Below are 13,983 nucleotides of genomic sequence, written 5' to 3'. Positions count from 1 at the left end.
CTGCGGCGGGGCCGATGCATCCGCATCGCCCGGCCAGTTTCGGTAACGGCCCCTCGGCGGGGCGCCGGATGAACTTGGGGAGAGATGATCGATGGCGAACAACACCTTCAATCCGACGGCGCTGGCCAACGGAACGTCGAACCTGCTGGTGCGCGCATCCGCGCTCAACATGTCGACGGACCTCGTCCAGGCCGGCGTGGTGTTCAACGATGCCGTCCGCGCCTCGCTCGGACTGTTCACCCAGGCGGGCAGCGGCAACTCCAATCCCTTCCTCGGCAGCTACACCACCGATCTGCACGCCGTGCAGAACGACATTGCCGCGATGCTCGCCAATCCCGGGCAGGTGACGCTGGGCGGCCAGACGTTCACGCTGAACGCGACCGACACGGCCGTGCTCACCAACGTGCAGGCGCAGCTCTCGACGCTGATCACGGCCGCCGGGCAGACCACCAACGCGGCGACGATCACGGCCGCGGACCAGACGCTGCACGCCGTGCAGCAGGAGATCCTTCAGGAGATCAATGGCGATGCGCATCTCTCGGGCGCGCTGAACGGAGTCAATTTCCTTGCCAACACCGGCGGCCAGGACGTCGCCTTCCAGAACGCGCCGGCCGGAGCTGATGATGCGGCCACGCTGGCGGCTGCGACGGCCGGCAACACGCTCAAGGACGTCGGCCTCGTCTTCAACAAGGTGGTCGATCTCGCCTCCGGCGGCATCCACACCGGCAACCTGCAGGAGATCACCACGGACCTCACCGCGATCTCGCAGGGGCTGACCAACATCCTGAACAACAAGACCCAGCTTGCGCAGATCGAGAATGGCGAGACCGCGAATGCGGCGGCGCTGACCACGATCCATCTGCAGACGGTGCTCGGACAGGTCAATCTCGAGCTCACCCAATATGCCAAGGCCGAGACCACCGGCAATCAGGCGGCGTTGCGCGGCACCGCGGACAATCTGCTGGACTCCATCGACATCATCCAGGGTGACACCAATCTGAACATGGCCGCGGGCGGCAACGGCACGCCGGGCCATGCCGGCGGCTTCGCCGAGGATCCGGGCGGGCTGACCGGGACGGTCACCAAGTTCCAGGACAACCAGGCGCAAACGAACTTCTGGGCAGCCTTCCTGGCGGAGGCCAACACCATCAATGCGACGCTGCAGAAGATCTCGACCGGCGGCGCGCAAGCCAGCGCGGCACTGGTCTCGCAGATACAGAACTATCAGCAGTTCGGCGCCAATTTCGATGCGGCGCAGGGGGCCGTGTTCCGCGGCCGCTTCGACAATGAGTTGCTGAGCGGCACGCTCGAGGCCGACTCGGCGGCGGCGGTGAAGGGCCTGCAGGGCATCTTGAACGGCGACACGGGCGCGGCCCTCGCGGCCGACAAGGCGATGCTCGCAGCGGCTGGCCAAGGCTTTGCGGCCGACGCGATGGATGTCTCAGGCAACAACATCGCCATCGGCGGCGCGACCTATGTCGGCTCGGCAACGACGGTGTCGACCGCCACCTCCGTGCACGGCCTCGCCCAGGGTACGATCCCGGTGACGGCGACGCCCAACATCGCCAATGGCACGGGCGGAACCACAACGACGCCACCGAGCACGGGCGGCGGAGGGACGGGCACCGGCGGAATGCACACCACACCGGTGAACTTCAGCCCCACCGCGCTCGCCAACGGCACCTCGAACCTCTTGACCCGCGCGACCGCGATCCAGCATTCGACCGATCTGGTGCAGGCCGGCGTCGTTTTCAACGACGCGGTGCGCGCCTCGCTCGGTCTGTTCAGCCTCGCCAACAGCGGCAACTCACCCGCTTTCCTGACGAGCTATCAGGCCGACATCACGGCAGTGCAGACCGACATCGCGGCGATGCTCGCCAATCCCGGCCAGGTCACCCTCGGCGGCAAGACGTTTGCGCTCAACGCCACCGACACGGCGGTTCTCACCAATGTCGAGGGCCAACTCGGCACCCTGCTCCAGGCCGCGGGTCAATTCGCCAACGCGACCACGCATTCCGCCGCAAGCCAGACGATCCATGCCCTGCAACAGGAGATCCTGGGTGAGATCCACAACGATGCGCATCTGGCCAACGCACTCAACAACGTGCCCTTCCTCGCCAATACCGGCGGCCAGGACGTCGCGTTCCAGACCTCGCCGGCGGGCGCAGACGATCCGGCAAGCCTTGCGGCCGCGACAGCCGGCAACAGCCTGAAGGATGTCGGGCTCGTGTTCAACAAGGCTGTCGAGCTCGCGTCCGGCGGCATCAACACTGGAAATGTCCAGGAGGTTCACACCGACCTCACGGCGGTCGCAAGCGGCCTGACGGCCATCCTCAACAACCAGTCTCAGCTCGCGCAGATCGAGGCCGGCGAAACCGCGAACGCAGCGGCGCTGACGACGATCCATCTGCAGACGGCGCTCGGACAGATCAACCTGCAGCTCAACAAATATGATCAGGCGGCGACCACCGGAAATCAGGCCGCTCTCCGCGGCACCGCCGACAATCTGCTCGACATCATCGACATCGTTCAGGGCGACACCAACCTCAACACGGCCGCAGGCGGCAACGGCAATGCGGGTCATGCCGGCGGTTTTGCGGAGGATCCCGGTGGATTGACCGGGACCGTGACCAGGTTCCAGGACAACCAGGCGCAGACGAACTTCTGGGCGGCCTTCCTGGCGGAGGCCAACACCATCAACGCCACGCTGCAGAAGATCTCGACCGGCGGGGCCCAGGCCAGTGCCGCGCTGATCACGCAGATCCAGAACTACCAGCAGTTCGGCGCCAATTTCGATGCCGCGCAGGGCGCCGTCTTCCAGGGCCGCTTCGACAACGAGCTGCTCAGCGGCACGCTCGAGGCCGACACGGCGGCGGCGGTGAAGGGGCTGCAAGGCATCCTCAACGGCGACACCGGCGCGGCGCTTGCCGCCGACAAGGCGATGATCGCGGCAGCCGGCCAGGGCTTCGCGGCCGACGCGATGGATGTGTCCGGCAACAACATCCCCGTCAACGGCGGCACCTATGTCGGCACCGCAACGACGGTCTCAACGGCGACGTCGATCAAGGGCACCGCGCAAGGCACGATCGCCGTCACGGCCACACCGAACCTCGCAAATGGCACCGGCGGCACGGCGGCAGCAGGCACCAGCACGGCTGGAAGCGCGGGAGCAGGTGCTGCGACCGGACATGGCGGCACGGCTGCAGGTGGCACGGCTGGCACGTCGTCGGGCGGCACGACGGCAGCAAACAACGGCAGCGCTGCCGCGCATTCCAGCGCTGCCGCGCATTCCTGTGAGCATCAGCATCATCATGATCACAGCGCCGGAGCCCATACGAGCCAGGCCGCAGCCGCAGCGCCCGATATGTCGCAGCATCACGCGCTCTATCACATGTGGCACTGAGGGCCGTCACGGATGGCACACCTCGCCCACATCCGCGGCTTCGGATGCACACATCATTCCGCACGAGCCCGAGTCGGCTCGTGTTGGAATAATTCCAAGGAGCGTCCGCGGAACCCTCGCAAGATCGGGGCAACTTCTTGTCCGGACCGTGTGTCTTAACGTCGCGCGCAACCAATGTTGCGGAGATGCCACGACTGAAATCAACGGGTTAGAACGCTTCTATGCGGTGCCGTGACTTCGCTGCGACAGCGCGTCCATGCCCGAACAACATCATATTTGAGGACTCGGCGGCGCTTCTTTTGGCCCCATTGGAGCAAATAATTCCCAAGTGCTCTGAGGCTGCGACATTTCGCCCGCCCTGCGAAGGGGTGAACGAGACGTCGCAGCCCGATCAACGCCCGCGTGCTGTAGAGACGCCAAGCAGCTGACGCCGGGTTGAAACTTGGGGAGATAGTTCTGATGGCAGCCAATACATTCAACCCGACGGCGCTGGCGAATGGCACGTCCAACCTCCTGGTTCGCGCGTCCGCGCTGAACCTGTCCACCGACCTCGTCCAGGCCGGCGTCGTGTTCAACGACGCGGTTCGTATTTCGACCGGCCTGTTCTCGACGCCGCAGAACAGCGGCAACTCGAATCCGTTCCTTGGCAGCTACACCACCGACCTGCACGCCGTGCAGAACGACATCAACGCGATGCTTGCCAATCCCGGCCAAGTCACGCTGGGTGGCCAGGCGTTCACGCTGAACGCAACAGACACCGCCGTGCTCACGCAGGTCTCGAACGAACTCACGACGCTGATCAACGCAGCGCCGGGCACGACGAATCCGAACACGCTGGCCGAGGCCGACCAGACCATCCACAACGTGCAGCAGATGATCCTGCAGCAGATCCAGGGCGATGCGCACCTGTCGTCGGCGCTGAACAATGTGCAGTTCCTCGCCAATACCGGCGCGATGGACGTCGCCTTCCAGTCGCTGCCGGCCGGCAACGACAGCGCGGCCAATCTCGCGGCGGCGACCGCCGGCGATCTCAACGCGATCGGCCAGGTCATGAATGCGGCCGCCAATCTCATTCTCGGTGGCATCAGCGCCAACACCCTCGGACAGGCGACCGCGGACTTCACGGCCGCCCAGCAAGGCCTGAATGCGATCATCAACGACCCTGCCAAGCTTGCCGCACTCGAGGCCGGTCTGACGGCCGTCGACGCCCAGACGACAACGCTGCACCTGATGACTCTCGCAGGTCAGATCGGATTGCAGCTCAACAAGTATGACAGCCCGGAAACCCAGGCCAATCCGACCGCGTTGCGCGGCACCGCGGACAACATTCTGGACATGATCGACGTGTTCCAGAATGACGCGACCCTCAACGCGGCCGTGGGCGGCACCGGAGCGCCCGGTCACGCCGGAGGCTGGTCCGAGCTGCCGGGCGGCCTGACCGGTACGGTGACCCGCTTCCAGGACAACCAGGCGCAGACCAACTTCTGGGCCTCGTTCCTCGCCGAAGCCAATACGCTGGGCGCCAAGCTCAATGCGGTGGCCAACGGTACCGCAGCGGCCACGCAGGACATCATCACGCAGATCGCGAACTATCAGAACTTCGGCGTGCAGTTCAACAACGCCCAGGGCGCCGTCTTCCAGGGCCGCTTCGACAACGAGCTCGCCGCCGGCGCGCTGCAGTCGGACTCGGCGATGGCTACGAAGGCGCTGATGGGGATCATGAACGGCGACACCGGCGCGGCTCTCGCGACCGATCAGGCGATGCTGAAGGCCGCAGCCGCCAACTTCATCGGCAACGCCGGCGACATCGGCGGCAACAACATCGCCATTGGCGGCGTGGACTACGTGAACTCGGTCACGAGCTTCATCCAGGCAACGGCCGTGAACGGCATCGCGATGGGCACGGGCGCGCCAGCCGGCCCCAATCCGAACATCGCCAATGGCACCGGCGGCACGCCGGCCGCCACGACGACACCGGCCCCGACCACGCCGACGCCCACCACCCCTGCTCCGACGACGCCGACTCCCACGACACCGGCACCCACGACGCCGCCACCGACCACGGGCGGGGGAGCGAATGGCAACACCAACACGACCCACCACCACCATTGCCATCACAGCCACCAAACCGCAGCGGCAGCAGCGGCGGGTACGGCGGCGGCTGCAACGGCGGCGCCCGACATGTCGCATCACCACGCGATGCATCACATGTGGGCCTGAGGTTGCAAGGACGACGACGAATGTTGGCCGGCGTAGACCTCTGGTCTACGCCGGCATCGCCGTTTTCCGAGCGAGCGACGGCTGACACGGCGCTTGTTCGAAGGACCATGCGGCACGCACCAACTCCAGAGTTCCGGAGCCGATCAGCTGCGGCAGTGTCAATCTGTTCGACGCGCGCAATGCGTTTGTCCCGCTCGAGCCTCTGTTTCGCTTCAATCCGCCTCGACAACGGCTTACGTCGAACATTCAGCAAGTTGCCATCATGAACGAGCTCGCCGTTGCCATCCGCCCTCGTCTCGTCTCTGCATCGCCCGGCAGCGGCCAGACAGCGGCCGAGATCAACGCGCGGACCTTGCGCGTTGCCGAGCAGGCCTATCGCCAGGTGCTGCAGCTCCAGCCCGACCATTTCCGTACGCTCTGCAGCCTTGCGATGGTCCGCCTGCAGCTCGGTGACGCCGACGAGACGCGTGCGCTTTTGGACAGGGCCGCGGAGCAGGTGGGCGACACCGCAGAGCTGCACCTGGTGCTCGGCAAGAACTACGCGGGCGTTGGCGATCTATCAAAGTCGCGCGATCATCTGCAACGCGCGGTCACCCTCGACCCCACGGCCACCGAAGCGCGCCTGCTGCTCGCGAGCGCGCTCACGAGCCTCGGCGATCCCGCCGGCGCGGTCCAGCATCTGGAGTTGGCGCTGGCTGCAGATCCTGGCAACGCGGATGCGAACCAGGCCCTCGGCTTCGCCCTGCAGCGGTTTGGCCAACACGAGCGTGCGATATCGCATCACGAAGCCGCTCTCGCCGCGCGGCCGGACTTCGCCGCCGCCGCCGCCAGCCTGGGCGACGCCTGCCGCATGCTTGGCCGCTACTCCGAAGCGATCGGCCACTATCAACGCGCGCTCGCGATCCAGCCCAACGCGCCGATCGTACTGCTCAACATCGGCGGCTGCCAGCAAGCGAGCGGACAGCTCGACGCGGCGATCCGTACCTATCAGCAGGCGCTCGCCGTCAGCCCGCATCTGGCCGAGGCCCACTACAATCTCGGCAATCTCCACTTGGAGCTGAAGAGCTGGCCAGCAGCCATCTTCCACTACGAGCGGGCCATCGCCGAACGTCCTGATTTCCCCGAGGCCTACAACAACCTTGCCAACGCGCTTCAATCGCGCGGCCGCCAGGATGAGGCGCTGGCGCATTACGACGAGGCGCTCCGCCGCCGGCCGGACTACGCGATTGCTCACCGCAACCGCGGCGATACGCTGCGCAACATGAAGCGATATGCGGAGGCGATCGAGAGCTATCGCGCCGCCCTCCTCCACGATCCACGCGATGCAATCACGATGAATCATCTCGCCGGCGTGCTGATGATTCTTGGCCGCCTCGACGAGGCCGCGCGCGCCTACGACTCTGCGCTGGCGATCAATCCGCGCAATGTCGGCGTCCATCTCAATTACGGCGTGGTCAAGCCGTTTACGATCGACGACCAGCGCTGGGCGCCACTGCAGGACCTCGCGGCCAACTCGGAGGCGCTCACCGAGGATGGACGCATCGCGCTGCATTTCACCCTTGGCCGCGCTTTTGCCGACATCAAGGACGGCGAGCGATCTCTGCTGCATCTCAAGGCCGGCAATAGCCTTGAACGCCGGCGCATGAACTACGACGAACATCAGACGCTGCACCAGATCGAGCGCATTCGCGCTGTCGTCACCAGGGAGCTGCTGCAGGCGCGCGCCGGTCACGGCGATCCATCGAAGGCGCCGGTGTTCATCATCGGCATGCCGCGTTCCGGGACCAGCCTGATCGAACAGATCCTGGCCAGTCACCCGGCCGTCCATGGCGCCGGCGAAGTCAACTACTTCGCGGCGTCTGCCGCGCTGTTCACCGACCGCGCCCACGGCGATTATCCGGAGATGATCGCGAAACTGTCGGACGACGAGATCGGTGCCCTCGCGCGCGCCTATCTCGAACGGTTTGCCGATCTGCCGGATGGCACCACGCGAATCGTCGACAAGATGCCGTCGAACTTTCTGTTTGCTGGCCTGATCCATCTCGCCTTCCCGAAGGCGCGCATCGTTCACGTCCGGCGGAATCCGATCGACACATGCCTGTCCTGCTACACTCAGCTGTTCGCCGAGCCTCAGCCGTTCGCCTATGATCTCGCCGAGCTCGGCCGCTATTACCGCGCCTACGACGCGCTGATGGGCCATTGGCGCACGGCGCTGCCCGAAGGAGTCATGCTGGAGATCGCCTATGAGGATCTGGTGCGGGACATCGAGCCTCACGCGCGCCGGCTCGTGGCGCATTGCGGGCTCGACTGGGACGATGCCTGCCTGGCGTTCCACGCAAACGAGCGCCCGGTGAACACCGCAAGCCTGGTGCAGGTGCGCAAGCCGCTGTTCTCCGGCTCGGTCGGCCGCTGGCGCATGTACGGCGACCGACTGAAGCCCCTGCTGGACGCGCTCGGCCCCGAAGCGCTGCGGCCGGCCATCGCCGAGGCGATCGCGGGCGTCACGCCCCCGCAGCCGGCGAACGGCGCTCCGGCCATTGTCACCCCGACCGCGGAGTCGCCTCGGTTCGTCGCGGAGCAGATCGACGCGCTGCAGACGCTCTCCGAAAGCGCAACGGCGGTTGCCAAGAAGCTGCAGGCGCGCGGCGACGTCGGCGATGCCGAGACCATCTTCAGGCTGATCCTGGCGGGGCAGCCGCGCCAGTTCGATGCGCTGGTCGGGCTCGGCATGATCTGCACCACTGCCAATCGCCTGGATGAGGCCAAGGAGCTTTTCGAGCGCGCGGTCGCGGTCAACGACAAGTCCGCCGAGGCCCATGGCAGCATCGGCGCCGTCGAGGCCTCCGCCGGCCGCTATGACGTTGCGGTGCAGCACTACGAGACGGCCCTCGCGCTGTCGCCGAGTCATCCCGGCATTCTCTATGCCTTTGCGATGGTCCGGCAGAGCCAGGGTCTCGTCGATGAAGCGATGGCCCTGCTCCGCCGCGCAATCGACAACAAGCCGCAGCACCTCGATGCGCATTTCGCGCTCGGCAACCTGCTCTACACGGCAGGCAAGGACATCGAGGCCGCGCGGCACTATCTCAAGGTTCTCGACGTCAGCCCCGAGCACGCCGAGACCCACAACAACATCGCCAACGTGCTGCTGCGCCAGGGCCATCGCGAGCGCGCGGTCGAGCACTACCAGCGGGCGATCGCGAGCCGGCCCGACTACGCCGACGCCTATGGCAATCTCGGCAACGCCTTCCTCGAGCTCAACCGGCTGGAGGAGTCGATCGAGCAGAACCTTCTGGCCATCAAGATCAAGCCGGAACGGTTCGGCTCCTATAACAATCTCGGCGTCGCCTATCAGGCGCTCGGACGCTTCGAGGAGGCGACCGCGGCGTTCGCCAAGGCGCTCGAGCTGGCGCCCGACGACGCCTCGATCCATCTCAACCTGGCGAACATGAACAAGTTCAAGCCCGATGATCCCAGGCTGACCGGCTTGCGGGGACTGATCGAGCGCATCGACCAGCTCGACCAGGAGAAGCAGATTGCGGCGCACTTCGCGATGGGCAAGGCGCTGTCCGACCTGAAGGACTACGACGCCGCCTTTTCGCATCTGCAGCAGGCGAACACGCTCAAGCGCAAGAGCTTCGACTACGACTCCCATCAGCGGCTCGCCATGATGAAGAACGTCGCCGCGCGCTTCACCCCCGAGTTTTTCCGGTCCGTTGCCGGTCAGGGTGACGACTCCTGGGCGCCGATCTTCATCGTCGGCATGCCGCGCTCCGGGACCACGCTGATGGAACAGGTGCTGGCGAGCCATTCCAAGGTTTTCGGCGCGGGTGAGCTCGAGACCTTCAAGGAACTGGTCGGCGAATGCGCCGGCCGTCAGAAGGTGGCTCCGGAGTACCCCGATCTGATCGCACTCCTGCCGCCGGAGGAGATGACGCGGCTGGGGCAGCAGTACACCGCCCGCGTGCGTCCGCTGGCGCCCGAGGCCCAGCATATCGTCGACAAGATGCCGCTGAACTTCCTGTTCGTCGGCCTGATCCATGCCGCGTTCCCGCGCGCCAGGATCATCAACACAAGGCGCGACCCGCTCGACAATTGCATCTCATGCTATCAGCTGCTGTTTACCGGCGCCCAGCCCTTCGCCTATGACCTCACCGAGCTCGGTCACTACTTCCGGGGCTATGAGGGCGTGATGGAGCACTGGCACAAGGTGCTGCCGCCGGGAATCCTGATGGACGTCCAGTACGAGGATCTCGTCGATGACCTCGAAGGCGTCTCCCGCCGCGTGCTCGCGCATTGCGGGCTCGACTGGGAGGGGTCCTGCCTGGATTTCCACCGGACCGAGCGGACCGTGCGCACCGCGAGCCTGATGCAGGTCCGCGAGCCGATCTATCGCCGCTCCATCGGCAGCTGGCGGCGATACGAGAAACATCTCGGACCGCTGCGCGAGGCGCTCGGACTCGATGCCGCTTCGCCGGCGGCGGAGAGCGCATGACCGCCGGCAAATAACCGGGTGCTGTTGCCCAGGGATCGGTGACAGGCGCGGCACCCGGCTATCCGGCCGCGCGGCGGAGCGGCTCGATCATTGTGCGTCAGGCTCTTTAAGAAATTATCTTCGTCATATGCCGTCGCCTCGGTTTTACTACGCAGACGACAAACTAATTACACAATCACAGGTTGATTATATGGCGGAGCGGGTTTCTTTGGGCGATTCTCGTTCGCAGTTCGCCCAAACGCACATCGCGCTTCGAGCGAACCACCTCGCCTCCTTCTCATCAGCAGATAGTTCGTCCCGTTAGTTCGGCGTGAGCTGTCCGCGACTCCCGCCGACATGGCGCCTCACCGCACTCCATGCGATGCGCGTTCGCCTCCTGACCATCCGGCCAAACGATGCCATACGGAACCCGGGGATTGCGGCGCGCTCGGTCAATCTTCGACAACACCCTGGTTCGGACCGGGCCTTGTCTCGTCGCCCTCTCCATGCCTACCGCGGCGGGAACCGGCGTTTGCGCGGCATCGAGGCGTTGCCATCGGGCCGGGAAAGCAGGGCTGTGATGAAGCGTCAGCAGGTGCTTGACCTGGACGCCAAGGCTTGGTTTGACCCGATTGTCGCCGGTCTGGTGCCCCCAACCGGCACGACCCTGCCCCAAACCGTGGAAGATCCCTGGCCATGCGCATCACCCTCGTCGGCTCCCGCCATTTCGGTGTCGCCACACTGAACATGCTGCGCGAGAGAGACATCGAGATCGCCCGCGTGGTCGTGCATGACGGCGAGGACCGGCTTGCAGCCGCAGCGCGCGCGGCCGGGATCGAGGTGGTGGTCCAGGCCAATCCGAAGGTCGTCCCGGCCAGCGAGATCGCTCCCGGCACGGACCTGATCGTCACGGCGCACAGCCATGCCCGCGTCACCCAGGAGGCGGTTGCGGCCGCCCAGCTGGGCGGCATCGGCTACCATCCGTCGCTGCTGCCGCGCCACCGCGGCATCGCGGCGGTGGAGTGGACGATCAAGGAAGGCGACGCGATCGCCGGCGGCACGATCTACCATCTGGCCGACCGCATGGACGCCGGCGCCATCGCCGCCCAGGATTGGTGCTTCGTCAAGAAGGGCGAAACCGCGCGTGAGCTGTGGGAGCGCGCGCTGGCGCCGCTCGGCCTCAAGCTGCTCGGCGACGTCGTCGAATCAGCCAAGGCGACCGGGACGATTCCGGCCAAGCCGCAGGACGAGCAGTTCGCCACCAAGGCGCCCAGCCTGACGCCGCACTGAGCGGCCGATCGCGGCCTCGCATCACATCCTCGACGCCGCCGAGGCATGCTGCTCGGACGGTCTCACATCGTGTATGCGGGCGAAATTGCGCCTGAGCGCTGTCGGCGCAAGGCTGTGACAGCGGTATGTTCATGCGGCACGCGAAGGCACAAAACGTCCACACGGCCGCCCGAATGGCTCAAGGCCGGGTTCCGCATTAATCCTTAACAAGCTGAAACTCCTCAATAAAAATCCATTGCGGCGACGCGGCAAATTTTCGTCACAATTCGTCCAAATAAGCTTTGCATCACAGACATTGAGGGACAAAGAGACATGGGTCTCGATCGCATTGGAATGGCCTTGGCCGCGTCGATCCTGGTGGGCAGCTCGGCCGCCCCCGCATTCGCTCAGTCACCCTATGACGGCCAGTGGCAAGTCACGATCGTGACGAATAGCGGCAGCTGCGAGCCGACGGCTAGCTCGACCCTGATCGTGGCAGACGGTAAGATCTCCGCGGCGGGGGCCAACGTGTCAGGATCGATCGGGCGCGAGGGCCTCGTGAAGGTCTCGATCAATGGCGCATATGCAAATGGGCAGCTCAACGGTAATTCTGGCTCGGGCAAGTGGAACGGCGCGTCGGCAGGCATCCCCTGCAGCGGCCGCTGGCAGGCGTCCCGGCTTTAAAGACAACTTCATTTCTGTTGGAATGGCGCGGCGGCTGATGGCCGCCGCCTTCGTTTTAACCGGCGTTTTCGCCGCGTCGCCTGGTCGGGCCGATCCCGGCCCGTTCACCGGCCTGGCCGGGACCTGGGGCGGCAGCGGCACCGTGGCGCTCGAGGACGGATCGACCGAGCGGATTCGCTGCCGGGCCACCTACGGCGTGTCCGGCCCGCGCATGACCCTGGTCCTGACCTGCGCGAGCGACGCCTACAAGTTCGGGCTGCAGGCCGACGTTCTCGCCGAAGGGTCTGCCATCTCCGGCAGCTGGACCGAGACCAGCCGCGGCGTCAGCGGTGTGCTGCAGGGCCGCGGCGGCGGCGGCAATTTCCAGTTGCTCGCGACCACCGCGGGCTTCAACGCCAACATCGCGCTCAGCACCCGCGGCAACAAGCAGTCGGTCTCGATCCGGGCCGACAGCCAGTTCCGCGCCGCCAATATCTCGCTGTCGCGATAGCGGCCCGCTCAGGCGCGCTTGGCACCGGCGTTGGGCGCCGGCGCCAACTGCGCGGCGGTCCGCTTGATCGTCTTGGCGACCAGAAGCGCCTGTTCCCGGGTCATCGCAAAGTCCTGCACGCCCTTGTGAGTGGTCAGCGACAGCACCATGAGATGCGGTTCTCGCTCCGGCCAGCCGGTGGCGAAAGCGGTGACGAAGTCGGCTGAAGCGGCGCGTTCGGTCATGTCGGAAGCTCTGCCCTGGTTGTTTCGAGGCGGCGGCTTTAGGACGAAACGCGCCCACACTCCACGATTTTCTCAGCTGCGGACGGCCAAGTTCCGCTGCGCGCCTTGATGCAGCGCGGCATTCAATTCGTTTGCAATGTCGGACAGCCGAGGTGATACAGCCCGGCATTGCCAGCCCTTCCTGACAGCGAGCTAATGCACCGTCCCGCTTCGAAACTGATGGCCGCGCTGTGGATGACGGGATGGCTCAGCCTCATGCTGGTGATGGCGGTGGCCGGCCGCGAAGCCATGCGCGAGATGAACGTCTTCGAGCTGATGGAGCTGCGCTGCCTCATCGGCCTCGTGATGCTCTGGCCCGTGATCGCGCTGAGCGGCGGTTTTGCGACCTTGCGCACGACCCGGCTGAAGCTCCATGCCGGCCGCAACCTCGTGCACTACGGCGCGCAGCTCGGCTGGTTCTTCGCGCTTACATTGATCCCGATCGGCCAGGTCGTCGCCATCGAGTTCACGATGCCGATCTGGACGGCGCTGCTCGCAGCCGCCTTTCTCGGCGAACGCCTGACGCTATTCAAGCTGCTGGCAATCGTGCTGGGCCTGGTCGGCGTCGTCGTCATCGTTCGTCCCGACACGGGCGCGATCAATCCGGGCCAGCTCATCGCGCTGGCTGCCGCCGTCGGCTTTGGCATCTCGATCGCGCTGGTCAAATACCTCACACGCACCGAGCCGACCGTCTCGATCATCTTCTGGATGCTCGCCGTGCAATCCGTCGCTGGCTTCGTTCCGACGCTGCTGCTGTGGACCTGGCCGTCCGCCACGGCGTGGGGCTGGATCGTCCTGGTTGCCCTGTGCGGCACGTTCTCGCACTTCTGCATGGCGCGCGCGCTGCTCTATGCCGACGCGACGATCGTGATCCCGATGGATTTCCTGCGCGTGCCGTTGACGGCGACCGTGGGCTGGCTGGTGTACTCGGAACGGCTGGACGCATTGACCCTGGTCGGGGCCGCCCTGATTCTGGCGGCAAACCTCGTCAACCTGCGGCCACCGCAGACTAGACCCGTCGCGGTCGGCAGTTCGGCGGGGCGCTGAGCGCCGATAGATACCGTTCGGGCGTGACCGAGGTCACGAACCACGAGGGCCTACACGCGATCGGCGTGGGTGAGGCGCAACACTCGCGAACTCGTTTGTGGCAGAACGGTGATTTTTTCTTTGGGAACAAGACTTT

Annotated in this window: 8 protein-coding genes; 7 read left to right on the top strand and 1 reads right to left on the bottom strand. The window is 65.6% G+C overall.

The window, feature by feature from the left end:
- Positions 1-91: 91 nt before the first annotated feature.
- From ACQR0Z_RS17170 to ACQR0Z_RS17145, 6 genes are all read left to right on the top strand, one after another.
- Positions 92-3,403: a beta strand repeat-containing protein gene (locus ACQR0Z_RS17170; RefSeq protein WP_434919431.1), complete on the top strand. Its 3,312-nt coding sequence runs from the start codon at positions 92-94 to the stop codon at positions 3,401-3,403.
- Between the two features lie 459 nt (positions 3,404-3,862).
- Positions 3,863-5,623, top strand: a complete 1,761-nt coding sequence (locus ACQR0Z_RS17165) for a hypothetical protein (protein WP_434919430.1) — start codon at positions 3,863-3,865, stop codon at positions 5,621-5,623.
- A gap of 262 nt (positions 5,624-5,885) precedes the next feature.
- Entirely contained in the window at positions 5,886-10,115 is a 4,230-nt protein-coding gene (locus tag ACQR0Z_RS17160) for a sulfotransferase (protein ID WP_434919429.1), read from the top strand.
- A gap of 675 nt (positions 10,116-10,790) precedes the next feature.
- On the top strand, positions 10,791-11,384 hold the full coding sequence (locus ACQR0Z_RS17155) for a formyltransferase family protein (RefSeq protein ID WP_434919428.1): 594 nt from the start codon (positions 10,791-10,793) through the stop codon (positions 11,382-11,384).
- A 312-nt stretch (positions 11,385-11,696) separates the two neighbouring features.
- Positions 11,697-12,047 (top strand): hypothetical protein, encoded by a 351-nt coding sequence (locus ACQR0Z_RS17150; protein WP_434858984.1) that lies wholly within the window; start codon positions 11,697-11,699, stop codon positions 12,045-12,047.
- 22 nt (positions 12,048-12,069) lie between these two features.
- A complete protein-coding gene (locus ACQR0Z_RS17145; RefSeq protein WP_434919427.1) occupies positions 12,070-12,537 on the top strand; it encodes a hypothetical protein in 468 nt (155 codons plus the stop codon).
- Between the two features lie 8 nt (positions 12,538-12,545).
- On the opposite strand, the gene ACQR0Z_RS17140 is transcribed toward ACQR0Z_RS17145, so the two are convergent.
- A complete protein-coding gene (locus tag ACQR0Z_RS17140; protein ID WP_434858986.1) occupies positions 12,546-12,761 on the bottom strand; it encodes a hypothetical protein in 216 nt (71 codons plus the stop codon).
- A gap of 195 nt (positions 12,762-12,956) precedes the next feature.
- On the opposite strand from ACQR0Z_RS17140, the gene ACQR0Z_RS17135 reads away from it, so the two are divergent.
- A complete protein-coding gene (locus tag ACQR0Z_RS17135; protein WP_434919426.1) occupies positions 12,957-13,847 on the top strand; it encodes a DMT family transporter in 891 nt (296 codons plus the stop codon).
- The last annotated feature ends 136 nt before the right edge of the window (positions 13,848-13,983 follow it).

The sequence above is a fragment of the Bradyrhizobium sp. HKCCYLS3077 genome, assembly GCF_051167555.1.
Taxonomy (GTDB): Bacteria; Pseudomonadota; Alphaproteobacteria; order Rhizobiales; family Xanthobacteraceae; genus Bradyrhizobium.
This window is presented reverse-complemented; position numbering and strand designations above follow the sequence as displayed.